We start from the raw sequence: 24,547 nt of genomic DNA, 5'->3' as shown, positions 1-24,547 counted from the left end.
CATGACCGAGACCCCCTTGCTGCTGGCGCTGGATCAGGGCACGCAAAGTGCCAGGGCGATGTTATTTGATGCGCAAGGGGAGCTGGTCGCCAAATCCCAGCGTCATATTGAGCCCTACGTATCGGCTCAACCCGGTTGGGCTGAGCAGGATGCCAATTATTTCTGGGAAGAACTTGGCCAGGCCTGCCAAGCATTGTGGAGCGCGCATCCGGACCTCAAGTCGCGGGTTGTTGCGGTCTCTTTGACCACCCAGCGCGCGTCGGTGGTTTGCCTGGATCGGACACGGCGTCCGCTACGCCCCGCGGTGATCTGGCTGGACCAGCGGCGCACGGCCGATTACCCGGATCTTCCCTGGTGGATGGCGGCCCCGGTGAACCTGCTGGGGCAGAAGGAGACGCTCAGGCAATTCCGTTCCAAGGCCGAATGCAACTGGCTGGCGGTGGATGAGCCCGAGATGTGGGCCAAAACCCGGCATTTCCTGTTGTTATCCGGATACCTCAATTACCGCCTTACCGGTGAAGTGAAGGACTGTACCGCCTCGCAGGTGGGCTACCTTCCCTATGATTACAAACGCCACCAGTGGGCAGCCGCCCATGATTTCAAATGGAAGGCCCTGCGGGTAACACGTGAGCAGCTACCCGAGCTGGTCTCACCGGGTGAGATTCTGGGTGAGGTAACCGCTGCAGCCAGTCGCCATACCGGCATACCGAAAGGACTGCCGGTGGTTGCCAGTGGCGCCGACAAGGCCTGTGAAGTCCTGGGGGCCGGCGCGTTCAGCCCCGAGGTGGGCAACCTGAGTTATGGCACCACGGCCACGTTTAACACCTGTAATGCACGCTTTGTCGAGCCGATTCCTTTCGTGCCGGCTTACGGCGCCGCCGTGCCCGGGCGTTACAACTCCGAGATCATTGTTCAGCGGGGCTACTGGATGGTGAACTGGTTCAAGCGCGAATTTGCCCAACCCGAGGTGGCACAGGCCGATGCCCTCGGTGTTGCCCCGGAGACGCTGTTTGACGCTTTTCTTGACGAGTCACCCCCTGGCGCCATGGGGCTCATGCTCCAACCTTTCTGGAACCCCGGAGTGCGTATTCCTGGCCCGGAAGCGAAAGGGGCGATCATCGGATTCGGTGATGTGCATACCCGGGCGCATTTGTATCGAGCCATCATTGAGGGCATCGCTTACGCCCTGCGCGAAGGCAAGGAACGCCTGGAAAAACGCAACAAGGTCCCCGTTACCACCCTCAAGGTGTCCGGAGGGGGCTCCCAGAGTGATGCCATCATGCAGATCACCGCAGACATCTTCGGGTTACCGGCGGAGCGTCCCCATACCACCGAAACATCGGGCCTTGGGGCGGCGATCAACGCCGCCGTGGCGATGAAATTACACCCGGACTACGCCACGGCGGTGGCTGCCATGACCCGTACCGGTGACCGCTTTGAGCCCCGGGCGGAGTATGCGGGTACCTACGATGCGCTCTATGGACAGGTCTACCGGCGTCTCTACGACCGGTTGTCACCGTTGTACCGCTCGATTCGGCAGATAACCGGGTACCCGCGGCGCTTCTGAGTCGGTAGTCTGTGCCAGACCGGTTGTGGGATGGGCTTCGATGATGTTCCTTGGCGTAAAACGTGGGTGCCTGCTATTGCTGGCGGTGTTGCTGGCAAGCTCGACTCAGGCGTCAGGCGCTGGCGATATCACCCTGAAGGCGTTGCGGGCGGAGCTTGCCAACGGTGGGCTGGCTCCCGTGATTGCCCATCATCCCCTGACAACGCTGCCCGGCGTGGACCTCGAACGGTTGTTTGCCGATAGCCATTTTCAACGTTTTGCCATCACCGGTTACAACAGTAACGGGCAACGTTTTGCCGCCCGGGTGCGGCTGCATTTTGCCGACGGCCGGGTAGGCTTCATTCGTATTACCGGTGTTCCCGGCAGAGAGTATCGGCTGGAAGATCTGCACGATTACACGACCGGGTTGTCACTGGCGGGTCTGGTCGCCGAGCGGCGCTGGCTGGGTAGTCATGACGGGAAAGCGTTTCTGGAGACGCTCGGCAAGACACCGGAGTCTGACACCCTCGCTCAATTAGCGGGCGGCAGGGCAGCACCACTGGCACTGTGGCTGGCGCAATGCAGTGGTCAGCCCTGTGAGCAGACCGCCCTGGAATATCAGATTGAGCCGACGCCACCTGCACTGTGGCAGCTGATGGTGGTGCCTGCTTCCTCTCTGCCACAAACCGTTGCCGGGCTTCAGAAGGTGCTGGGCGATGATCCCTGGCTGGCATGGCTGGTTGGCGATGCGGCGCTGGCCCGGCAGATGTGTCCACAGGTCGATACGATGCTGATGACGACCTGGCTACACCATCAGGACAACATGTCGTTAGCCGATGTGGCACTACAGTGTTTTCTGGCGACCGCATCCCGGGACTCGGTCTCCAACGGGCCAGGAAACAAATTTCTCGATTCCCTGTCAGACTCATTGGGTGCAGCCACCTTGTCCGCTGCAATCCATCAGTACTTCCTGCGGCGTGATGAAGCAGTCCCCGAGGCATTGGGTGACTGGAGCGAGGAATAGCCGGGAAGCATGTCGGTCAGGTATGTGGCCGGTGATCACAGAAGGAGTCAGCGATATGCGGGTGTCCGACCTGGCAAGACAGGCCAATACCACCACCGAAACCGTTCGCCACTACACGGATATCGGGCTGTTGCAGCCGCAGCGAGACCCCGGTAATGGCTACCGGCAGTACGACCGTGAAGATCTGCGCTTACTCAGTTTTGCCATCAAGGCCCGCTCTCTGGGTTTTACCTTGACCGATATCCAGTCGCTGGCGCAGGCGTCGCGACAGGGTGAGACACCTTGCGGGAATGTCCGTAGCTTGATCGAAACCCGGTTACAGGAAGTCGAAGAGCGTATTCAGGAGCTGCAAGCGCTGAGCGGGAGGATGCGTGCAGCCATGGCCCAGTGGCAGGGCGCGCCGGATTGTCACCTGGATGATGGCCGGGTCTGCGGACTCATCGATGCTTTTAGCGACGACGAAGCCACACGACCCGAGGGCTCACCGGCTTAGCCAGGTAAACCCTTTTCCTTGCTGTCTCCAGCGTCCTTCGGTTTGTCCTTGTCTGAAGAGGTGCGTTCTGCGGCCGCTTCCGCACGTGCTTCAGCCTTGGCTTCTTCTTTGGCGACGTCTTCTTTCACCAGGCCCAGGATGTGCCAGCCTGCTCGGGGCTCGGGTTTGCCTTCTGCGGTGAAGATGTGGATACGGTCACGGGAATCAATGGCAAACAACGGCCAGACCTGACGGCCACTGGTGCTCAAATACGCGTCGAAGTCGAACTCTTCAGTAATTCGGGTTTTGCGAATTTCGGCCCCCTGACTCAACAGGCTGGCCAGCCGCGCATAGCTCATCTCGGGGCCAAACAGGGTGGCACCACGATGTTCCGGCGCCACTTCGTGTTTCACCTCTTTCTCGGACTTTGGCGTGGGCAAGCTGAAGATGTTCTGCTCGCCGAATTCCAGCCGATAACGCATGGTCGACATGGTGTTCAGCTCACGGCGCGGGCTCAGGCCAAGCAGCTTGCCGCAGCCCACCAGATCCAGGTATTGGTCTGCGTGCTGGGACACCGGGTTACCATAGAACGTACCCAGGCCTTCCATGCGCGCGGCCCGGATCGATTCCCAGCTGGAATCAGTCACCGTTACCGGGAAGTTGTTCTTTTGCAGGGCAGCACCCACCGCACGGGCGACCGGGTTCGCACCGACAATGAGGAAGCCGCGCGGGGCCGGCTCGGCGACTTTCAGCAGCCGTGCCAGCGGTCGGGCGGTGAGGCTTTGCAGGGCAACGGTGCCGATAATGACCATAAAGGTCAGAGGCACCAGCATTTCCGCACCGGCAACCCCGTTTTGCTGCAGTCGCTCTGCGAACAGGGCCGAAATGGCCGCTGCTACAATGCCGCGTGGCGCAATCCATGCCAGTAGCGATTTTTCACGCCAGTTCAGCGATGAGCCCACGGTGGAGATCAATACAGACAGCGGGCGAGCGACCAACTGGATGATGACCAGCACGGCGAGTGCAGTGAGGCCGAGTCTGCTCAGCTCTTCCATCTGCAGTCGGGCAGCCAGCACGATAAACAGCCCGGATATCAACATCACCGACAGGTTCTCCTTGAAGTGGAGAATGTCGTCGGTGCGTACCCCTTTGCGGTTAGCGAGGACGATACCGGTGGCGGTCACGGCAACCAGCCCGGATTCTTCACTCAAGCCGTTGGCCAGTACGAATTCGCCAACCACGAAGGACAGCACCAGAAAACTGCGCAGGTATTCAGGGATCAGATGTCGACGCAGCAGTTCGGCCAGAGCCAGTGCCACGGCGCCACCAATGGCCGCCCCGACAGCGATGGTCTGGAAGAACAGCCACAGGGTATGTAGCAAGGCACCGTCCTGCCCGGTGGCGACCACCAGCTCGTAGGCCAGTACGGCCAGAATCGCACCGATCGGATCGATCACGATGCCTTCCCAGCGCAGCAGTCGTGAGACACTGCTGACCGGGCGCACACTACGCAGTAGCGGCACAATTACGGTAGGGCCGGTAACGACCACCAGCGCGCCAAACAGCAAGGCAAGCCCAAGCGGCAACTTCAACAGCCACCATGCCGATACGGTCACCACAGACCAGGTGACCAGAGCACCCCAGGTAACCAGTCGCCGAACCGTCTTTTCCAGCCCCCGGATCTCGTCAAACCGGAGGGTCATGGCGCCTTCAAACAGAATAATGGAAACCGCCAACGACACACCAGGCAGCAGCAGGTCACCAAACAGGGTTTGAGGGCTGAGGACACCGGTAGCGGGGCCCAGGGCCAGACCGGTCAACAGCAGGGGCAAAATGGCAGGCAATTTGATCCGCCAGGCGAGCCACTGGCAGGCGAAGGCGACCACCGTGATGATGGCCAACTGGAAAGAAACGCTAAGATCCATGCAAGTCCTGTCTCAGGAAGGGGGTAGGGAGATCAGTGGCCGATAACGACCGTCACGATGGGCGGTGTTATGACGATGGCTTGCCAAAGACAAGGGGCGCATCAATGCGTCCAACATAGAGTGATCTCCCTCTAGACGCGCTAATACTCACAGTACCGGGACGTGCTGGCAACCCGTTTTTGAGTCGCTAAAGGTATGAGCCTGTTGACAATCGTCGCCTGAAAATAAATATGAACATGGTTCAATGTTTGCGTGATCCTCTGCCTGACATGCGCTACCATCCTGTTTCCCTGACCCTGTCTCCGAATTCCGGAATCTTCATGTCCGCCATTAGCCCCGGCCGCCTGGCCATCATGTTGGGTACCCTCGTTGCACTGGGTCCGCTTGCCATCGATACGTATTTGCCCGCGCTGTTGACCATGGCGGGCCACTTTGATGTCCCGATTCATGATGTGGAGATCTCCGTCAGTGTCTATGTGCTTGGCGTCGCTCTGGGGCAGTGGCTTGGTGGCCCCTTTTCTGACCAGTATGGCCGTAAGCCTGTTGCCTGTACGGGGCTGGTACTGTTTATCGCCGCCAGCCTGATGATTCCGTGGTCTGTTACGGTGGAACAGTTGTATTTGCTGCGATTTGTGGAAGCTCTGGGCGGTGGCGCCACAGTGGTAATCGCCGCCGCTTCGGTGCGTGACTATTTTACCGGGCGACAGGCCGCGCAGGTTCTGACCACCATCGGCCTGGTGATGTTGCTGGCACCGTTGCTGGCGCCCGCCATCGGCTCCCTGCTGCTCAACACCCTGGGTTGGAAAAGCATCTTCATCATGTTGGCGGGGTATGGCGTTCTGGTATTCATGATGGTGGTCTTTCTGTTGCCCACAGTCCGTCGTCAGGATGCTTCCGCAGACAGTGAAAGTCTGCTTCGTCGCCTGTTTTTTGCCTACGGTCGTGTGATGCGTAACGGCCCTGCCATGGGGTTTATCCTGGCCAATGCCTTGTCGTTTACCGCCATGTTCACCTTCATCACCGATGCCGCTTTTCTTTATATGGAACATTTCGGGCTGAGCTCCAAACAGTTCCCACTGGCGTTTGGCGCCAATGTGGTCGCCATGCTGTCGCTCAATCCGGCTTAATGTGTTGTTGCTGCGGCGGTATGAGACAGCGGCGATCATGAAAACCGGGCTGTTGATTCAGGCCGTTGCGGCCTTGAGCCTGTTACTGCTCACTCTTGGCGGCCTCTTGACCCTGTGGCTGGCGATTCCACTGATCATGATAGTGTGCGGCATGATGGCGCTGGTGATGCCCAATGGCATTGCCAGCTTCCTGTCGCTCTTTGAACGTGACAGCGGGGCGGCGACCGGCCTCAACGGGGCGCTGCAATTCCTGATGGCGGGCCTTGTTGGGGCATTACTGGGCACGCTGCATGACGGTACTCCGATCCCCATGACCGCACTGATGGCAGGCAGCAGCCTTCTGGCAATGGCCCTGTTTCTGCTTCTTGCCAGGCAAGGTGGGGCCAGCGCGGAGGGCTGACCCCGCTGGTTCGGGGCTATTGCCGGGTTACCTGATGGCCTGCGGGTTTCAGTGGCGGTAACCGCCAGGCCAGAGTGGCCAGGATTGCTGGCGCGAGCCAGGGAATCAGCATCCAGGGGGAAAGCGGAAGCGCACCATCGAACAGCCGCTGCCCCAGAGGCCAAAGTGCCGCAAGGTGGATCAGGTTCGCCAGCAGCGCCGCACCGCCACCCAGATAGAGTGCCTGCAGGGCGGTGGTACGGCGCAGCAGGTTGTGACCGGCGCCGAGAATGATCAACAGCTGATTGTCTTTGCCAATTTGTGCGGCACTGGATAACAAGGCAGCCAGCAGCACCAACAGGGCAGCAATCATCAACAGCACCCCCACCAGGAAGGCCGCGGTGCTGGCCTGACGTATGATTTCCTGCAGGGTTGTCAGGATCGCATTCACATCCAGCAGACTGATCTGGGGGTAGCGGCTAACCAGCTCTGCCAGCGCACCGGCTTCCGATTCCGGCAGATAGAAACTGGTAATCCAGGTCCGGCTCTGGGCTTCCAGCGTGCCGGGAGCAAAAATGAAGTAGAAATTCGGTGCAAAGCTTTCCCAGTCCACCTCCCTGAAACCCGTGATGGTGGCGTCGAAAGGCGCAGCCGCGCCGGTAAAGGTCAGGGCGTCGCCCACTTTTAGCCCCAGCGACTCCGCCAGTTTGCTTTCCACGGTGACTTCCCCTGCATGCCGGGCGAAACGCCCTTCGAGCAGGGTGTTGCTGTCGGGCAAGCTATCAGACTCGGTCAGTGACAGGTCCCGGTTGAGTGCCCGGGTGCCACGGTCTTGCTCTTTGGTGACGGCTTCACGCACCGGTTCACCGTTCAAGCCGGTCAATCGTGCCCGCACCACAGGGTAAAGCGGTTGTTCGGCGCTTTCGTGCTGTGCAAGCCAGCCTTTGAAACCATCAATGTCGTTATCAAACAGGTTGATCACGAAATAATTCGGCGCCTGCTCCGGCAAGGTGGCTCGCCACTGGCCCAGCAGCTGGTTACCGGTCTGTAGTGACATGGACAGTACCGACAGCGAAATAATCAGTGCCGCCAGTAATGGCAAGGTGGTGGTCTTGCGTCGGCTGAGACGGCGGAAGGCGAGACGAGCTGCTAACGGCGCTTTGCTGATCACTCGATCCAGACCACTAATCAAGGGCCACAACAGCAGGGGCAAGCCGATGGCCGCAACCAGGGTCACTAACAACAAGGGCCACAGACTTGCCAGCGAGCCGGTGAGCAGAGCGGCGAGGGGCAGCGGGGCGAGCACGGCGATGATCAGGGGCAGGGCCTGGCCGGTACTCCCGGCTTCATCGCGCAGCAGAGACAGCGGTGAGCGCTGCAGTTGTTGCCATAAGGTGGGCGCAGCAAACCCCAGCCACAGAACGGCAGGACCGATCAGGCCCTGTACCAGGGCACCGGCGGGCAGGTGTGAGCCTGCTTCCAGTGTCTGACTGATCCAGAGGCCGATACCCGTGGCAAGCAACGCCCCCGCCAGTGCAGGCAGGCACAGCGCCAATGCATCCGCGCCGAGTAATCGGCTGGCGATTTGACGCTGTGTTGCCCCGGCCGTCTTCATTACCGCACAGAGTGTCTGCTGCTGACGGGCACGATGACTGGCAGTGAGGTAAATGGCGGCCGCGCACAGCAGGATAACCAGCATGACGGCCAGCTGTGACCAGAGAAACATTTGTCGAATAGGGCCGCGCTGGCGAAGCTCGGTATTCCTGGCGGTTTCGATTTCCTGGTCGACCCGAAGAGTCGGCTCAAGACGCTCGGTAAGGCTTTCGTGCTCTGCTGCCGGCGCGGCGATAAGCACATGATGTTTATAGCGGCTGCCCGGGCCGAGTACGCCGCTGGCCTCCAGATCGTCGATAGCAATCAGCGCACGCGGATTCATGCTATAGAAACCCGATTGCTGATCCGGTTCCTGAACAATCACCCGTTCGATATTGAGCGACAGATTGCCCAGCGTCACGCTGTCGCCGACAGACAGGCCAAGCCGGTCAAGGGCCTGGCCCGCCAGCCAGATATGGCCGGTGGCTGGAGCGTGTTGCGCAGCGTAAGGCGAAGAAAAACGGTCATCGCTGATCAGCAACTCCCCATAGAGAGGATAGTTGTGAGTTACCGCCCGGACGCTCGCCAGCAGGAACTGATCGTCCTGAATCAATACGCTGGCGAAATTCACGGTTTCGGCATGGCGCACGGTGTCGAGCAATTCACGCTGGGCAGGTTCCGGGAAGCGGGTGCCTTCCAGTACCAGGTCGCCGCCCAGGGCAACAGCGGTACGCTGACTGAAACGATCGTTTACGGTGTCCCGTAATGACAGCATAGTGGTCATTGCCAGTGCCGCTACCAGCATGGCCAGGGCCTGAATACGAAAGGCGGGCGAGCGCCAGGGTTTGAGGAAGGCGCCGGACGTGCGTTGCTTACTCGCCACTGAGCTGACCCTCCTGAAGCGTGCAGGTGCGCTGACAACGGCTGGCCAGTTCCGGGTCGTGAGTCACCAGTACCAGAGCGGTCTGTTGTTCCTGATTCAACCGGAAGAGCAGGTCTGCAACATGGTCACCGTTGGCAAAATCCAGGCTGCCAGTGGGTTCATCGGCAAACAGGATGGCGGGGGAGACCGCAAAGGCGCGGGCCAGAGCGACCCGCTGTTGTTCACCGCCCGACAGTTGCGCCGGGAAATGGTGGTGACGCTGGCCAAGCCCTACCTGCTCGAGCCAGTGACTGGCGATGTCCCGGGCGTTGTCTCGCCCCAGGATTTCCAGAGGCAGCATGACGTTTTCCATGGCATTCAGGTCAGCCACCAGCTGAAACTGCTGAAACACAAAACCGCAATGCTTGCCGCGCAGGCGGGCTCTGGGGTCTTCGCTAAGGCTGCTGAAGGCTTGGCCCTGTAGCAGGACTTCTCCGGATGTGGGCACATCCAGACCGGCCAACAAGGACAACAGTGTCGACTTGCCGGAGCCGGAAGGGCCCGTAATGGCCAGGCTGTCGCCAGCATTTACCTGTAACGTGATATTCTGCAACAGTGTCAGGTCGCCGTCCGGCCCGGAGACCTGTTTTCCTACATTTTTGGCATTCAGAACCGGAGTTGTATTGCTCATGTTGTCTCTCATGGTCAGGCCACTGTTGCTGATGGCACTTGTTGGATTCGCAACGCTAGCGCGTGCGAACGGGATTCTGATACTGGGCGATAGTATCAGTGCAGCCTATGGCATTGAAAAGTCACAAGGCTGGGTTCACCTGTTTGAACAGTCACTGGATGCGTCCTGCAGCAATCTGCAAGTGATCAATGCGTCAGTCAGTGGCGAAACCACTGCCGGTGGCAAAAGCCGGCTTCCCGGGCTGCTTGAGCAGCATCAACCGCAGATCGTGGTTATCGAACTGGGTGGCAATGATGGATTGCGTGGACTGTCCCCCATTATCATGAGACAGAATATCGCCCAGATGGTTTCCGTTAGCCGTGAAAGTGGCGCAACCCCGGTGATTCTTGGCATGCGAATCCCCCCGAACTATGGCAAACAGTATTCCCGTTTGTTTGAACAACAATTCACGCAAGTGGCAGTTGAACTGGATGTCCCTCTGTTTCCGTTTTTTCTGGAGGGCGTTATTGAGCAAAACGGAATACAGCAAGACGGCATTCATCCTACTGCAGAAGTACAGCCATTATTACTGGAGAATGCGCTGACCGTTCTTGCGCCGTTGTTGCCCGGGCAATGTCTGTCTGCGCGACAGAACAGTCATAACGCAGGATAGGGCAACCCTATGTTTGATTTGGTATCACCTTGGCAGGAAGTACTCGACTACTGGTTTGAGGACGGCATTGAGCGTGGGTGGCCCAGCCAGCCGGCAATGCGTAAGTGGTTCCGTGCCGGTGCGGGCGATGATGCCGAAATTGAGCATCGCTTTGGCTCAATTGTTGAAGCCGCACTACAGCAAGAACTGGTAGATTGGGAGCGCCAGCCATTGTCGCGTCTTGCCCTGATTCTGGTGCTGGACCAGTTCCCACGCCATATCTTCCGACGAACTCCTCGCGCGTTTTCCGGTGACCACCGGGCCGCTACGTTGGCGGTGGAAGGATTGTCGCGGAGGATGACAGCAAACTTGCCACCCTGTGGACAGGTTTTTTTTGTCATGCCGCTGATGCATGCAGAGGATGAGGATCTGCACGATCTGTGTGTGACATCACTCGAAGCGATCCAGCAATCCGCCCCGGCGGCGGTCAAGGGCTCCATCGAGGGCCACCTGGTAGCGGCAAGGGAGCACCGGGATATCATTCGCCGCTTTGGCCGGTTCCCGCATCGTAACAAGGTGCTTGGCCGTGACAGCAGTGATGACGAGCGGCTTTTTCTGGAAACGCACTCAGGATATGGTCAGTGAAGAGCGTAGGAGTGCCGGTTGATCAGGCTTAGACATCACGTCCCGGATGCGCTGATTTTGCGGCGAATATAGAGCGTCTTGTTTACCCGTGCCACGCATTCACCATCGTTATCGACGATCTCAACCTGCCATCTGGGCAGGTATTTATCACCGCCTTTGGTTGCCTCACGTATTTCCCTCAGGTCGTCGTCGGTCAACCTGAAATGGGCATGTACCCGGCCCTTGCCGGGCCGGATAAAGTCAATGTCCGCGTGTTTGTCCCATACCACATAATCCCGTCCGAGCACGTTCATAACCATGAGCATGTAAAAGGGATCGACCATTGAGTACAGGCTGCCACCAAAGTGAGTGCCGACATAATTGCGGTTGTACCAATGAAGGCCCATGGAGACTTTCAGTTCCCGGAAGTCTTCGGCGAGATAATCCACGCGAACGCCGGCTCCTAGATAGGGGCCGTAGATGTTCAAAAACCATCTCAGGCCTTTGGGGCTTCGTGCAAAGCGGGTAAGAATATTGCTCACCCTCGGTTACCCGTTACCAGGCTCAAGGACGGCCAGGGCGGCATGCATGCGGCTTTTGGCATTGGTGCAGACTCCACCTTGATGCTGCTCCAGCAGCTTGGTCATTTCGTCCAGCACCGCGAAGCCCTGACGCTTCATGGCGGCAGGCAATGCCTCCAGTTGCCAGGCGAGGCGGCGCTGACGTTCGGGCTCGGGAGAGGGCACACCGGCCAGCGCTTCAAAGGCAACCGCCAGTACCAGATCCTGTTCCTCACATTGCTCCCCGGTAGGCAGCGCCTGCAAGGTCTCTTGCATGGCTTGCCACTGTTCCCATTCGCTCATGCGGTCAAGACGCTCTCTGGCCCGTCGACGTAACTGCTGCAGCTGACGATTCATGTCCCTGGGCAGGCGCAGATCACTGAAGGTATCGATTTCGCTGAGACTGGCAGATAGCTGCTTCGCGTTGTCACGGGAAAAGGGAGCAGCCAGTGTGGATTCCAGTTGGGATAGCGCTTTTTGGGCCTCATCCAGCCGTGCACTTTGCTGGGCTTTTTGGGCGTCGTGCAGGCGATTGCGCTCGTTAAAGACCCGGTCCATGGCGCGCTTGAAGGACTTCTGCATGCCACGATGCACGGAAGGCGGTACCCAGCCGGTATTACGCCACTGTTTTTGTAGCTGCTGGGCCTGTCTGACGGATTCCTGAATCTGTCCATCTTCGATGGGCAGTGATTGCGCCTGTTGAATAAGACCGTCACGTTGGCTACGGGCCTGTTCGATCCAGTGATTCAGCTTGTCATCCAGATCAGACAGCAGGGCGGAAAAACGTTTCTGCACTTCCCGGTTGTCGGTGAACCGTACTGGTTGAAGCTGCTTCCAATCCCTGGGGGCCTGCTGGCGAATCTGCCAGATGGCTTCCCAGTCCACGTTTTCCCAGCTCTGATTAGCCATGAAGCTTTCGAGTTGCTGGCAAAGCTCCTGTCGCTTTATGAGATTCTGCTGACGCAATGCGTCTTGCTCAGCAAAGTGTGCCTGGCAGGGCAAGTAAGCCTGATCAGTCGCCTGTTTGAATCGGTCCCAAAGTGCCTGGTCTTCGTCCTGATCCGAGCTCATCAGGGCTCGCCATTCGTCATGGAGAGCCTGTATGGCGGTTGCGAGCTCAGGTGGATCCATGCGGGTATCGGCTGTGGCCAGCGTTTCCATTTTCTCGCAAAGCGTCTCTTTCTTTGGCTGGGCTGCAAAACGATGCCAATCCTGTAGTTCTGCTCGGCGTTCGGCCAGCTTGGCCAGCTCTTTGGCAAGAACGCTATCGCTCTCTTCCTCAACGATCGACTCGGCCTTGTGCCAAAGACGGTTGCCATGACGTAGATTGCCTTTGCTGAGCTCGCGTTTGAGTGCCACTAACAACCCCCGGTGAGGCGTCGTGCGGGGTTTGCGGGAATCCGGCCTGGGGGAAGAGGGTGTCGCGGGTTCAGCAATATCCATCAGTGCACTGGGACGAGGGTATTCCGAGGGCCATTGCTGCGACAATTGCTCCAGGGCCTCGGCAGACTCTGTTTCCAGAGCTGCTGTCGCCAGGGAGATCATTTTCTCGAACGCTGCGACCAAATCATTGAAGCTGCGGGTTTCATTTTCATCCGCAGGGCTCTGCTCATGGGCGCTTTGCCATCGACGTTGCTGTGTCGCGAGAGCAGAGCGAAGCTCGCCCAATTGTTGCTCCCAGGTTTGGGAATGGCTCTGGCTGAGCAACTGGTAAAGTGCATGGGCAGAAGCATCTCGCTCTGTCCGGGCAGTATCTCGAAGGGCTTCAAGACGATGCGCTTCCTGTAACGAATTCAGTTGTTCCCGGCATTGCTGGAGGGCCTGGCTGACGCGGGCAGAAAGGTCCGGAGTGGCATTGTCACTGTGTTGTTGCCATTGTTGCTCGAGTTGTTCGAGACGAGGTCCGTACAGGGCATCGGCACGCCGTCGCGCATGTTGCTCAAGGCGGTCAGCGAGGTGCACCACTTTTGCATGCCGCGCTTCCTCTTGCTGTTCTTTTTCCTGAAGGACCCTGGATTGATCCCGGGCCAAACGAACGACACGCTTGTCGCGTCCTTCCCGTGTCAGCCGTTTTAGCGTGGGTAGATGGGAAATCTGCTGGGCCGCAGTTACTCGCAAGGCTTCGCTACGAGCATTGATGGCTAGCTGAAACAGAACGGAAGGGTCGTGTAGACGTTCGATAGCAGCGTGCTGACAGTGTTCGTCAGGACTGTTTTCAGCGATGAACCGTAGTGCGTCATCGTTAGTCGTCAAGCGGATCAGCCGTAGCCGGGTATCCTGATTTGGAGAATCGTCGGTGGTGCCCGCCAATAAGGCCATGATGCGCATCGACGCGGCTTCACGTACTGAGGGGGCTTCATCGCGCTGGTGAATTTCATCAAGAAGTGACAGTTCAATCAGTCTGCCGGCTGCAGCTGCCCGGACCAGGGCGCTGGCGTCTCCTCGTGACAGCTGGGCCAGTATTTGGGCATCGCCACGGGGGCTAAGAAGTTCGATTGCTTTGAGTCGAATGTCAGGGTTGGCGTGTTGCCAGCGGGCTTTACGAAATCGGCCAAACATAGTGTCGCACCCGGTATCCCGGGTTCCTTATTGTGTGAAGCAGTTTCCTTCTCCCGGGGTCACTGCTTCATTCGTGAGGCTATCAGTGCGTCCTTCTCGTCCCAGAGATCTCCAATCCATTGCTGGAAACGGGCGCGGAATTCCGGATCCGATTCGTAGTCACCCTCTGAGGCCCAGGCGGGGATCACCCGCTGTTGCACGATGACGTCCACGACGGGCATAGCGCCACCCAAATAGGCCAGCAAGGAGCGCGGTGCACCCGGAGGGTAGATAATGGTCACATCAAGCAGATTTCGCAAATGTCCTGACATGGCATTGAGCGTAAAAGCGGCGCCGCCGGCCTTGGGCTTGAGCAGGTACTGGTAAGGCGAAGCCTGAGAGGCGTGCTTTTTCGCATCAAAACGGGTGCCTTCGAAGAAATTCATCACCGAGGTAGGGAAGTAGGCGAACTTCTCACATGCCTTTCGAGTGGTTTCCAGGTCCTTACCTTTCAATGAGGGATCACGGGCGATTTCATCCTTGGAATAGCGCTTCATGAACGGAAAATCCAGCGCCCACCAGGCAAGCCCCAGAATCGGGACCTTGATCAGTTCCTGCTTGAGAAAAAACTTGAGAAAGGGGATGCGTCGATTCGAAACTTTCTGAAGGACAAGAATGTCGGCCCAGGTCTGATGGTTACAGGTGACCAGATACCATTGGTTACGGTCCAGGGATTCCATGCCGCTAATGTGCCAACGCGCCTGGCTGGTGAATGCAGCGATCCCGTTATTGATACCAATCCAGGTTTCGGCGATAAACACCAGCACCCGAGACAGGCCCACTTGGGCAGTATTAAAGGGTAGCACCAGCTTGAGCAGCGCAAAGAAGAATAAAACAGGGCAGAGGATCAGAGTATTGATAACGATCCCCAAAAGAGCCAGTGAACCGCGAATCTTGTGCCAGACAGTCATAGTCCCGCCATCATCAGTGTGCCAGTGGCGGATGCTAACCAATGGTGTTGGTCTTGTCCCGTGCCGTTTCGGTCATTCTTTTCTCATGAAGATGTTCCGGAGACTGGCAATCCCGGCTATTCTCGCTTCATGAGCGCCAATCTTTGCCGCCAAATATGCGTGCTTTGCTTGCTTTATGGTTCAAGCTTAAACGCAATAGCAGCCGAAGAGCTGAAAGGCGATAGTTTTTCCGTTGACGATGATCCGGGCTACAACCCTTGCCAACATGAGTTGGCATCTCAGGGCTGGGTTGATCGTACCCATGGCTGGATGTCACGCACGGTGTGCGGCCCGAGCCGATGGGTTGACGGCTTTTTCGCTCGCCCTGATGCGGTCTACGGGGATTCTGCCGGCACTCAGGTACGTATCGTCGGTGCCAACCGATGGCAGGACAATGACAATGACAGTACCGAACTGAATGTGCGGGGAAGGGTGGAACTTCCCAACCTGAAGCACCGACTGAGTCTGGTTTTCGATAATGAAAACGATCGTAATGATGAATTGCGAGATGGCCTCGATACCCGTCCTGAAGAAGTCGGCGAGGAGGATGGCGGCTTTCGTAGTGCGTTGCGCTGGGCAGCCAACATGCCCGACCGGATGAATGTCGACATTGATGTCGGCTTGCGCTCTGAAATAAAGACGTTTGTCAGGGCGCGTTATCGCTGGTTCAGCCCCATCGCATCCAGTCCCTGGGCATTTCGTTTCACGCAGAAAGGTTACTGGGAAGATCCGGACGGCTTTGGTACCAGCACCCTGTTCGAGTTCGACCGGCCACTAACGCTGAACACCAGTGTCCGGCTCAGCAGTGAATATGAGCTGACGGAAGAAAATAACGAGCTCAACCGGGATTGGTATTTCAACCAGAACGCCCGCTTTTACTGGCAGCTGGGCCCGAGAACAGGGGTGAGTTACAGCGTTGGCCTGGATGGCTTTACCGATCCGGTCGCGGCGGTTGAAAACTGGCGAACCAGTGTGCGCTTCCGGCAAAGCATCTGGCGTCCGTGGTTCTTCTGGGAGCTTGAACCCTATGTCTACTGGCCCCGTGGGCAGGGCTACAAGGGCATTAGTGGGGTTGTGTTGCGACTGGAAGTACAGGCAGGCCTGCCTCAATGGGAACCCGATGAGTCATGACCTGCCGTGAAGAGTCGCGGTTAGTTGGCCCAACCGCTTTTCGGGCGTCGACCGCCACGTGACCGCAGCAAAAACCCGAAGATCATGCTGATAACAGCAATACCAAAACCAGTCATCCACATCTGTGAGGTGTTGTTGTTACGCAACATCACGTTTTCCGCCTTCAGCTGATCCAGTTCGGAGCGGTACAGGCTAAGCTCCTCATTCAATTGGCGATTGGCTTGATCCAGCCGGATGGGGTCAGAGGCGACTTCCTGTAGTTGTTCCAGTTCGTCACTACGAGAATTCAGCGACTGCTTGAGCTCGCCAGCTTGTTCAGACAGCGCATCGCGCTCTCCCTTGATCTCCGCCAGCTGGGTGCGCAATTTTGCCGCCTCGGCTTTGGCTTGCTCGCTCTCGTTGCGAGCCCGCTCCAACTGAATCGCTGCTGTCGGCGACTGACTGAGGTACTGCTTGCCGATATAACCATCGATATCGCCATAGCGGATTTTCGCCCAGTCACCTTCGAAGCCCATGAACTCAATCCGGGTGCCGCTTTTGATACCCCGGTGCAGAATGCGTCCGCTGGGGTTGGCAGCTGCGCGAATCGGCACATAAATACTGTCATCGACCCAGGCTGCCGAGGCGTGAGCACCTCCCCAGACCATAACCAGTGCCAATACGGCAATCACTCGTGCGAGCATGAATCACTCCTCAATATACAAGTCGCGCAGTCTAGAACACTGCATCAGCGTGCGGCGCTACCATAATCACAAATCGCGCCGCAGGCCGTGGCATCTTTGTAAAAAATCGATAATTCCGGGGGCTAGGGCAGTACTTTCTTAAAGGGCTTGACCGTCACCCCAGCGTAAACCCCGGCGTCGATGTAGGGATCGGCATCGGCCCATTGCTGCGCCGCTTCAAGGGATTCGAACTCCGCAACGACCAGTGAGCCGGTAAAACCGGAATCGCCTGGCTCTTCGCTGTCGATAGCCGGGTGGGGGCCGGCGAGAAGCAGCCGGCCCTGTTCTTTCAGGGTCTGCAGGCGAGCGAGATGGGCCTCTCTGGCCTGCTTGCGAAGCGGCAGGGAATTGGCGACATCTTCGCTGATAATGGCGTAAAACATGGTGTTTCCTTTGCGGTTAACCGTTCTTCTGGCCCATCATTTCTTCAAATGACAGCCCGGTGAGTTTGCTGAGACGTCTGAGCAGATAAAAGAGCGCCAGGGCAAAGATGATCATCGACGGAATCACGATGACCGGATAGCTCATCGCGGTCATCTTGCCCAGCTCCTCGTTAAACGCTGCCGTGCCGGGCGGGCTTTTCAGAAGCTTAATGGCCAGCACGTAATTGAGAACCGAGGAGACAAAGAAGGAGCCCGCAATCATCCATGAGGCGACCACCAGGGTGCGCTCGAACGCTTGCTCTGTATTTTTGAAGGCCAGACCCGCCGAGATCTTCTCCAGATCGAAAAGGGTGTCGTTGTATACCAGTGTGCGCACCAACGGGTAACGGGTGTACAGCGAGCCTACGGTGGCCAGCCCGAGCAGACCGGGAATGGCGGCTTCCTTGATCGCCATGTACTTGGCATCCAGCTCAAGCAGGCCAATGCCCCCGGTGAGCATGATGCTGACAATGCCCAACCCCGAGTAGAAGTTGATCTTGCGGCTGGTGAGCAGGTCGCGAAGCCCGTATCCAAGTGGGAAGGCCAGGGCGACCACAATGGCCCACTTGGTGCCAAGATAGTCGTCAGTGGACAACTTGCTGAGAATCAGAGTGGGAATAATGATGTTGACCAGCAGGTTGGCCAGCATGCTTTCCTTGCGGGGGCTGGCCGCAGAAGCCTGTTTTTCCTGGGGCGTATTGTCTGTCATCGGGATCCGGGTGTGTATGGCATGTCACGCCGTGCTGCGTATGACGCATTGCAGGCGGTGATCGGTAGCGCCTGATGGTAGCGGCATCAGCGCAGTAATTCACCCTGCAATATGGTAACTTACCGACCTGTTTTTGACCCTGAGGTTCCCGTGGATCCATCCGCCCGTTGTTATGATCTTCACAGTCACAGTCTGGCATCAGACGGTGCGCTGGCACCGGCTGCCCTGGTAGACCGTGCGGCGGACTATGGCGTGACGCATCTGGCGCTGACGGATCACGATACCCTGGCAGGGCTTGAGGAGGCACACGACGCGGCGGTTCGTCGCGGGATCACCCTGATTAACGGTATCGAGCTCTCGGTACGTCACGACGGCCGGGAATTTCATGTGCTTGGGCTTTGGCTGGATACGGACAATGCCCGGCTCAACGACCGGGTGGCAAGCCAGCAGGCAGCGCGGGTGAACCGTGCCCGCGAGATTGGTCGCCGCCTTGACCGGGCCGCCGGGCTGGCGAATAGCTATGAGCGGACCTGTGAGCTGGCGGGGACGGATGCTCCGGGACGCCCCTTGTTTGCCCGTTATCTGGAGCAGGCAGGCCGTGTACGCAACAGTCGCCACGCCTTCAATCGTTTTCTCAAACAGGGGCAATCCGCCTTTGTGGCGACCCCCTGGTGTACCATGGAGGAGGCGATTGCAGACATCCATGCGGCCGGAGGGCTGGCCGTGCTGGCGCATCCCCAGGCTTATGGCTTTACCCGTAAACGGTTGCGTCAGTTCCTGACGGCATTCAAGTCTGCGGGTGGCGATGGGCTGGAAGTGGCCATGCCCGGGTTGACCCGACAACAGACAGAACTGCTCAACGAGTGTTGGCAATACTTCGATTTGCAGGTGTCTGCCGGCTCAGATTTCCATTCGCCAGAGCAGAAATGGCTGGCGTTGGGGCGTTTGCCCGAGGTGCCTGCAGGTGCGGTGCCGGTGTGGGAAGGGCGCCTGAGCAGTTGATATATGGCACAGCAAAGCCAAATATTTTCAATGTGTTACCGATAACACCTAAAGCTGAATATTAATCCTTAACCGCAAGCGCGCCCGACATTATGACTGACGTACTTTACATTCACCCTGAAACTCCCCAGCCACGTCTTATTCGACAGGCCGTAGAGGTGATCCGCGACGGCGGCTTGATCGCTTACCCGACGGATACGATCTACGCGTTAGGCTGCTGCATCGGTGAAAAGGCCGCGCTGGACCGCTTGATCCGGCTTCGTCAGCTGGACAAAAAGCACCAGTTTTCCCTGTTGTGTCAGGATCTTTCAGTGCTGGCTATCTATGCCAAGGTTGAAAACCCGGATTATCGCCTGCTCAAGGCGCATACTCCCGGCCCCTACACCTTCATCCTCAACGGCACCACAGAGGTGCCTCGTCGTTTGATGGATGCCAAGAAACGGACCATCGGTATTCGTGTGCCGGACCATGCCATCTGCCAGGCCCTGTTGGCAGAACATGGCCAGCCGATCATGACCTCTACCTGCCATTTGCCCAACGACGAGTTCCCGTTAACTGACCCTCAGGATGTGCGTGATTTCCTGCAGGGCAAAGTGGATTTGGTCATCGACGGGGGCTTCTGTGGGGTACAGGAAACCACCGTTATTTCGCTGGTGGACGGTGATGGGCCCAAAGTCATCCGCGAGGGCGCAGGCCCGGTGGACAGCATCTACTGATTCCTGCCTGTATTTTGCACAGTGAGGCGTGTTCAGGGCGCTTTTCCCTGTCCCTGAAGACTCGCTTCACCGTATAATCGCGGGCTTTCCCCTTTGACACCCAAGAACGGGCATAAGGAGTCGATTTTGAGTTCCGTGGTTCCCTCCCAGCGAGTTGTTTCCGGCATGCGCGCCACTGGCCGTCTGCATCTGGGGCATTACCATGGCGTGCTGAAAAACTGGGCGCGCCTTCAGCATGAGTTTGAATGTTTTTTCTTCGTTGCTGACTGGCACGGCCTGACCACAGAGTACGAGAACCCTCAAAAAATCGAGCAACACGTCTGGGATCTGGTTATCGACTGGCTTGCGTCGGGCGTCAACCCGGGTTCTGCCACCCTTTTTATCCAGAGCCAGGTGCCGGAACACGCCGAGCTACACCTTCTTCTGTCGATGATGACCCCGTTATCCTGGTTGGAAAGGGTGCCGACCTATAAAGACCAGCAGGAAAAACTGCGTGAAAAAGACCTGAGCACCTATGGGTTCCTCGGCTACCCGCTGCTGCAGTCTGCCGATATTCTGGCTTACCGTGCCGGCCAGGTACCGGTGGGTGCAGATCAGGTCGCCCACGTTGAGCTGACGCGTGAAGTCGCCCGTCGTTTTAACCACCTTTATGGCCGCGAACCAGGCTTCGAAGAGGCGGTTGAGGCTGCCATCAAGAAGATGGGCAAGAAACAATCCAAGATTTACCTGAATCACCGTCGCCAGTACCAGGAAAAAGGCGACGAAGCGGCACTGGAAACCGCCCGTGCTCTGGTCGACAACCAGCAGAACATTACCCTGGGCGACAAAGAACGTCTGATGGGCGACCTGGAAGGGGGGGGCAAGGTTATCCTGCCGGAACCTCAGGCCCTGCTGACGCCCGCCTCGAAGATGCCGGGGCTGGATGGTCAAAAAATGTCCAAGTCCTACGGCAACTTCATCAGCATGCGTGAAGAGCCTGCGGACGTAGAAAACAAGATTCGCCGGATGCCCACCGACCCCGCCCGTGTGCGACGTACCGACGCGGGTGATCCGGACAACTGTCCGGTATGGCAATTCCATATGGTGTACTCTGACGACACCACCCGTCAGTGGGTACGTGAAGGCTGCACCAGTGCAGGCATCGGCTGTCTGGACTGCAAAAAGCCCATTATCGAAGCCGTTCAGGAAGAGTTGGAGCCGATTCGCAAGCGTGCCGAGGAGCACCTTCGAAACCCTGACCTGGTACGCACCATCGTCGCCGAAGGCTGTGAAGAGGCCCGCGAGGCGGCCCGTGCGACACTGGAAGAAGTGCGCGCCGCGATGGGCCTCAACTACCGTTAAGGCAGACAGGGACATGTCAGAAACCGTAGAGCCAACCGTCACCGACCAGGCACCACCTGCAGGGCAGCACGCCCAGCAGGCGGAAATGCCCTTCGGGCTGGTGTACGGCAAGGCCATCACCAAGCTACCGGACGATCTTTACATCCCGCCGGATGCGCTGGAGGTGTTCCTGGAGGCCTTCGAAGGTCCCCTGGATCTGCTGTTGTATCTGATCAAGCGCCAGAACCTGGATATTCTCGATATCCCGGTGGCCACCATCACCGCCCAGTACATGGAGTACGTGGAGTTGATGAAGGCCATGAATTTCGAATTGGCCGCGGAATATCTGGTCATGGCCGCCATGCTGGGCGAGATCAAATCCCGCATGCTGCTGCCACGCTACAAGGACGACGAAGAGGAAGAGGGCGAGGACCCTCGTGCAGAGCTGATTCGCCGTCTGCAGGAATACGAACGTTTCAAGAAAGCCGCAGAAGATATCGACGAGCTGCCCCGCCTGGAGCGTGACGTGTTCCCGGCCCAGGCCAAACGGCCGGAATACTCCCGGGAAAAGGCCCAGCCCGATGTGGATATGCGTGAGCTCCTGCTGGCGTTAAAAGAAGTGATGCACCGGGCAGACATGTTCGAGAGCCACCAGGTGTCCCGGGAGAAACTGTCTACCCGTGAACGCATGGCCAATGTTCTCGACAAGCTCAAGGGGCGCGAATTTGTTCCCTTTATCGAGTTGTTCAACCCCGAAGAGGGGCGCCTTGGGGTGGTGGTGAGCTTTCTTGCCATCCTGGAATTGGTCAAAGGCTCGCTGATCGAGCTGGTGCAAACAGAATCGTTTGCCCCGATTCATGTCAAGGCCAAAACTCTGGTAATGGAAGAATCGGAAGTGCTGGCTCAACTGGAAATCGATGATGAGCCCGGTTTTGATGACGACGCCCATGATGGAACCGAGGGGTAAGCGTGGACGCTGAACAGATAAAAAGAATACTGGAAGCGGCGATACTGGTCGCCGAAGGGCCGCTGGACCGTGATGGCATGCTGAGCCTTTTCGATGAAGAAGACCGGCCCAGCAAGCAAGAGCTGGCCAAGCTTATCGAGTCCATCAGTGAGGATTACGAAGCGCGCGGCATTTACCTGCGCGAAGTGGCGTCCGGGTTTCGTTTTCAGGCGCGTCCGGAGCTGGGCCCCTGGGTCAGTCGTCTGTGGCAGGAAAAACCCCCTCGTTATAGCCGGGCCATTCTTGAGACACTGGCCCTGATTGCCTATCGGCAACCGATTACACGTGGTGAAATCGAGGAAATTCGTGGTGTTTCGGTAAGCTCCCATATCGTCAAGAGCCTGCTGGAGCGAAACTGGGTCAGGGTAGTGGGCCACCGGGATGTGCCGGGACGTCCGGCCATGTTCGCCACCACACGGCAGTTTCTGGATTATTTTGACCTGAAAAGCCTCGAAGACTTGCCGCCGTTGTCCGAGATTCGTGACCTGGACAAGGTCAACGAAGAACTGGAACTCACCGATGTTCCGCCGGTCAATGCATCGCCTGGTGATGACGATGAAGCGCCAGCCGGCGAAGATGGCCGCGGTTTGCTGGATGAAGAACGTGAACACCGCCTGCCCAGTGACCAGGAAAGCTTCCCGGGTCTGGAGCAGGAACCGGATATTGATGAAGAGTCGCTGATGAGCATGGACAATGTCGATGCCGTGCTCAGCAGCTTTGAGCAGGAATTCCGTCGCAAGCCGGCCAACGAGCAAGCTGACGACGATGACGAGCAGGCTGAAAGCCGCGCGGTACTTGCCGAGAGCGAGGCTGACAAAGCAAGTACTGAAGACCGTATAGAGGACAGCCAGAACCGTCATGACTGAAACGGAAAAGCTACAGAAAGTCCTGGCCCGTGCAGGGCTGGGCTCCCGCCGTGAACTGGAAACCTGGATCGAAGCTGGTCGGGTGTCCGTGAACGGCAATGTCGCCACCCTGGGAGACCGGGTGGGACCCGAAGACACCTTACGTGTGGATGGCAGGATTATTAAAGTGAAGGCCGAGGAAGACATCGTTCAACGTGTGATCATGTATCACAAGCCCGCGGGAGAGGTCTGTTCACGCAACGACCCGGAAGGTCGTGCCACGGTGTTTGACAACCTGCCGCGCCTTAATGGCTTGCGCTGGGTGCAAGTTGGGCGTCTGGATCTCAACACCACCGGCTTGCTGCTGTTCACCACCGACGGCGAGCTGGCCCACCGTCTGATGCACCCCTCCAATGGTTTCGTGCGCGAATATGCCGTGCGGGTTCGAGGTGATCTCACCGCGGAAAAACGCCAGGCGATGCTGGATGGTGTGCTGCTGGAAGATGGCGTATCCAAGTTCGAAAGCATTGACGATGCCGGTGGGGCAGAAGAAGGCGCCAACCATTGGTATAAAGTCACTCTGGTCGGCGGTAAATATCGCGAAGTACGCCGCCTGTTCCAGTCACAGGATCTCGAAGTGGCCCGTCTGATGCGGGTACGTTTTGGTGATCTGCGCTTGCCACCCCAACTGCGACAAGGCCGATGGATGGATCTGGACGAGGCCCAGATCAAGAGTCTGATCGACAAGGTCGAACTTAAGGGCAAGAAGTATACGGGTCTGTATGGTCGTGCTCGCCTGCGCCATCAGCGCAATGGCAACCAGCCTCCAAGAAAGGGCCGTCGAGGCCCCTATCGCCGTTAATCGTCAGGGATGTTGCTCTGTTCTGGCAGAGCGCAGCGGGGGCTGATCGTCAGCCCCTTTGTTTTGAAAGGCTACGGAAGTCGTATTACTCGGCCGACCAGGGCTGGCAGGGCGGTTTCCACTCTCAAAATACGTTCACCAAAACTGTGGCAGGCAAACCCCTTGTCGCGCAGCATTTCGACTTCATAGTCTGTCCAGCCGCCTTCGGGTCCAATCGCCAGCGTCACAGCGTCTGTCAGATCGGACGGCATGGCCGGAAAGTCACCCGGGTGGGCGATAAGCCGACGACTGTCACCCGCCCAACCATCCAGCGCGTCTTCAACAAAGGGCTTGAAGCGGGGGGCCAGGGTCAACTCCGGCATGTGCGTATCCCGGGCCTGCTCCAGTCCCAGCAGCATTTTTTCCTGTAACACTTCGGCTTTCAGATTCGGGGTCTGCCAATAGCTCTTGTCCACCTTCCAGCTGTTGATCAACACAATGCGTTTAATGCCGAGGCTGGTGGCATCAATCAGGATGCGTTTGAGCATCTTGGGGCGGGGGAGTGCCAGAAGAAGGTTGAGGGGGAGGGGATCTGCAGCTTCAGAGTCAGGGTTAAAAAAGACCTCTACACCATTGTTTTTAATGGATTCTATTTTTGCCTTCCCGGTGCCTCCATTGAGGATCCCGGTACGCAAGGTGTCGCCCACTGACAACTTCAATACCCCACAGACGTGGCGGGCCTGACGATCGCTCAAGCGCCACAGCCCTTCGGACAGGGCCTGCTCGGGGTGTAATAGCAGCAAATTCATGCCGCGATTATCGCACAGCGTTGACGCAAATCACTGTTTTAT

General features: G+C 57.9%; 24 protein-coding genes. 14 read left to right on the top strand and 10 right to left on the bottom strand.

The window, feature by feature from the left end; genetic code table 11:
* Position 1 precedes the first annotated feature (1 nt).
* Genes D4A39_RS04260 through D4A39_RS04250 form a run of 3 tightly spaced genes read left to right on the top strand, consistent with a single transcriptional unit; the run spans position 2 to position 3,063 of the window.
* Entirely contained in the window at positions 2-1,567 is a 1,566-nt protein-coding gene (locus D4A39_RS04260; protein WP_119917548.1) for an FGGY-family carbohydrate kinase, read from the top strand.
* Positions 1,568-1,607: 40 nt separating this feature from the next.
* On the top strand, positions 1,608-2,570 hold the full coding sequence (locus D4A39_RS04255; protein ID WP_119917547.1) for a hypothetical protein: 963 nt from the start codon (positions 1,608-1,610) through the stop codon (positions 2,568-2,570).
* A gap of 55 nt (positions 2,571-2,625) precedes the next feature.
* Positions 2,626-3,063 carry a MerR family transcriptional regulator gene (locus D4A39_RS04250; RefSeq protein WP_102792395.1) on the top strand — a complete coding sequence of 146 codons (438 nt, stop codon included), beginning with the start codon at positions 2,626-2,628 and terminating at the stop codon, positions 3,061-3,063.
* Here D4A39_RS04250 and D4A39_RS04245 read toward each other — a convergent pair.
* Entirely contained in the window at positions 3,060-4,967 is a 1,908-nt protein-coding gene (locus D4A39_RS04245; protein WP_119917546.1) for a cation:proton antiporter, read from the bottom strand. The two genes, D4A39_RS04250 and D4A39_RS04245, sit on opposite strands and share 4 nt — an antisense overlap.
* A 230-nt stretch (positions 4,968-5,197) precedes the next feature.
* Between D4A39_RS04245 and D4A39_RS17945 the strand changes: the two genes are divergently transcribed.
* Together D4A39_RS17945 and D4A39_RS17940 are read left to right on the top strand one after the other, a co-directional pair.
* Entirely contained in the window at positions 5,198-6,094 is an 897-nt protein-coding gene (locus D4A39_RS17945) for a Bcr/CflA family efflux MFS transporter (protein WP_233552403.1), read from the top strand.
* A 37-nt stretch (positions 6,095-6,131) separates the two neighbouring features.
* Positions 6,132-6,494 (top strand): MFS transporter, encoded by a 363-nt coding sequence (locus tag D4A39_RS17940; protein ID WP_233552402.1) that lies wholly within the window; start codon positions 6,132-6,134, stop codon positions 6,492-6,494.
* A gap of 16 nt (positions 6,495-6,510) precedes the next feature.
* Here D4A39_RS17940 and D4A39_RS04235 read toward each other — a convergent pair whose 3' ends face one another.
* Positions 6,511-8,949: an ABC transporter permease gene (locus D4A39_RS04235; RefSeq protein ID WP_158586918.1), complete on the bottom strand. Its 2,439-nt coding sequence runs from the start codon at positions 8,947-8,949 to the stop codon at positions 6,511-6,513.
* Positions 8,939-9,619, bottom strand: coding sequence for an ABC transporter ATP-binding protein (locus D4A39_RS04230; RefSeq protein WP_102792391.1), 681 nt, complete (start codon positions 9,617-9,619; stop codon positions 8,939-8,941). Before D4A39_RS04230 ends, D4A39_RS04235 begins: the two co-directional genes overlap by 11 nt.
* Before the next feature lie 31 nt (positions 9,620-9,650).
* Here D4A39_RS04230 and D4A39_RS04225 point away from each other — a divergent pair, with 31 nt between their 5' ends.
* On the top strand, positions 9,651-10,271 hold the full coding sequence (locus tag D4A39_RS04225) for an arylesterase (RefSeq protein ID WP_233552401.1): 621 nt from the start codon (positions 9,651-9,653) through the stop codon (positions 10,269-10,271).
* A gap of 9 nt (positions 10,272-10,280) precedes the next feature.
* Positions 10,281-10,895: a DUF924 family protein gene (locus D4A39_RS04220; RefSeq protein WP_119917545.1), complete on the top strand. Its 615-nt coding sequence runs from the start codon at positions 10,281-10,283 to the stop codon at positions 10,893-10,895.
* A 35-nt stretch (positions 10,896-10,930) separates the two neighbouring features.
* Here the strand turns inward: D4A39_RS04220 and D4A39_RS04215 are convergent, their stop codons facing one another.
* Genes D4A39_RS04215 through yihG form a run of 3 tightly spaced genes read right to left on the bottom strand, consistent with a single transcriptional unit; the run spans position 10,931 to position 14,943 of the window.
* Positions 10,931-11,416, bottom strand: a complete 486-nt coding sequence (locus D4A39_RS04215; RefSeq protein ID WP_022985094.1) for a DUF4442 domain-containing protein — start codon at positions 11,414-11,416, stop codon at positions 10,931-10,933.
* 6 nt (positions 11,417-11,422) lie between these two features.
* Positions 11,423-13,993, bottom strand: a complete 2,571-nt coding sequence (locus D4A39_RS04210) for a DUF349 domain-containing protein (protein ID WP_119917544.1) — start codon at positions 13,991-13,993, stop codon at positions 11,423-11,425.
* A gap of 59 nt (positions 13,994-14,052) precedes the next feature.
* On the bottom strand, positions 14,053-14,943 hold the full coding sequence (gene yihG, locus D4A39_RS04205; RefSeq protein ID WP_119917543.1) for a 1-acylglycerol-3-phosphate O-acyltransferase, YihG family: 891 nt from the start codon (positions 14,941-14,943) through the stop codon (positions 14,053-14,055).
* A 309-nt stretch (positions 14,944-15,252) separates the two neighbouring features.
* Between yihG and D4A39_RS17750 the strand changes: the two genes are divergently transcribed.
* Positions 15,253-16,113 (top strand): hypothetical protein, encoded by an 861-nt coding sequence (locus tag D4A39_RS17750; RefSeq protein WP_158586917.1) that lies wholly within the window; start codon positions 15,253-15,255, stop codon positions 16,111-16,113.
* 20 nt (positions 16,114-16,133) lie between these two features.
* Here D4A39_RS17750 and D4A39_RS04195 read toward each other — a convergent pair whose 3' ends face one another.
* From D4A39_RS04195 to D4A39_RS04185, 3 genes are all read right to left on the bottom strand, one after another.
* Entirely contained in the window at positions 16,134-16,796 is a 663-nt protein-coding gene (locus D4A39_RS04195; protein ID WP_022985098.1) for a TIGR04211 family SH3 domain-containing protein, read from the bottom strand.
* Positions 16,797-16,918: 122 nt separating this feature from the next.
* Positions 16,919-17,218 carry a YciI family protein gene (locus tag D4A39_RS04190; RefSeq protein ID WP_119917542.1) on the bottom strand — a complete coding sequence of 100 codons (300 nt, stop codon included), beginning with the start codon at positions 17,216-17,218 and terminating at the stop codon, positions 16,919-16,921.
* A gap of 16 nt (positions 17,219-17,234) precedes the next feature.
* Complete coding sequence (locus D4A39_RS04185) at positions 17,235-17,966, bottom strand: VC0807 family protein (RefSeq protein WP_119917541.1); 732 nt, start codon at positions 17,964-17,966, stop codon at positions 17,235-17,237.
* A 150-nt stretch (positions 17,967-18,116) separates the two neighbouring features.
* On the opposite strand from D4A39_RS04185, the gene D4A39_RS04180 reads away from it, so the two are divergent.
* The 6 genes from D4A39_RS04180 to rluB all read left to right on the top strand — a co-directional run bounded on the left by D4A39_RS04180 (position 18,117) and on the right by rluB (position 23,717).
* On the top strand, positions 18,117-18,968 hold the full coding sequence (locus D4A39_RS04180) for a PHP domain-containing protein (RefSeq protein WP_233552400.1): 852 nt from the start codon (positions 18,117-18,119) through the stop codon (positions 18,966-18,968).
* 92 nt (positions 18,969-19,060) lie between these two features.
* Positions 19,061-19,684, top strand: coding sequence for an L-threonylcarbamoyladenylate synthase (locus tag D4A39_RS04175; RefSeq protein ID WP_119917539.1), 624 nt, complete (start codon positions 19,061-19,063; stop codon positions 19,682-19,684).
* 126 nt (positions 19,685-19,810) lie between these two features.
* Positions 19,811-21,025 carry a tryptophan--tRNA ligase gene (locus tag D4A39_RS04170; RefSeq protein ID WP_119917538.1) on the top strand — a complete coding sequence of 405 codons (1,215 nt, stop codon included), beginning with the start codon at positions 19,811-19,813 and terminating at the stop codon, positions 21,023-21,025.
* 13 nt (positions 21,026-21,038) lie between these two features.
* Positions 21,039-21,971: a segregation and condensation protein A gene (locus tag D4A39_RS04165; RefSeq protein ID WP_022985104.1), complete on the top strand. Its 933-nt coding sequence runs from the start codon at positions 21,039-21,041 to the stop codon at positions 21,969-21,971.
* Positions 21,972-21,973: 2 nt separating this feature from the next.
* Positions 21,974-22,876 carry an SMC-Scp complex subunit ScpB gene (scpB, locus tag D4A39_RS04160; RefSeq protein WP_119917537.1) on the top strand — a complete coding sequence of 301 codons (903 nt, stop codon included), beginning with the start codon at positions 21,974-21,976 and terminating at the stop codon, positions 22,874-22,876.
* Positions 22,869-23,717 carry a 23S rRNA pseudouridine(2605) synthase RluB gene (gene rluB / locus D4A39_RS04155; RefSeq protein ID WP_022985106.1) on the top strand — a complete coding sequence of 283 codons (849 nt, stop codon included), beginning with the start codon at positions 22,869-22,871 and terminating at the stop codon, positions 23,715-23,717. Before scpB ends, rluB begins: the two co-directional genes overlap by 8 nt.
* 71 nt (positions 23,718-23,788) lie before the next feature.
* Here the strand turns inward: rluB and D4A39_RS04150 are convergent, their stop codons facing one another.
* Positions 23,789-24,505: a 16S rRNA (uracil(1498)-N(3))-methyltransferase gene (locus tag D4A39_RS04150; RefSeq protein ID WP_022985107.1), complete on the bottom strand. Its 717-nt coding sequence runs from the start codon at positions 24,503-24,505 to the stop codon at positions 23,789-23,791.
* Positions 24,506-24,547 lie beyond the last annotated feature (42 nt).

Source organism: Alcanivorax profundi, assembly GCF_003597125.1.
Lineage (GTDB): Bacteria > Pseudomonadota > Gammaproteobacteria > Pseudomonadales > Alcanivoracaceae > Alcanivorax > Alcanivorax profundi.
The sequence above is the reverse complement of the archived record's forward strand: the minus strand, read 5'-3'. Positions and strand labels throughout refer to the sequence as shown.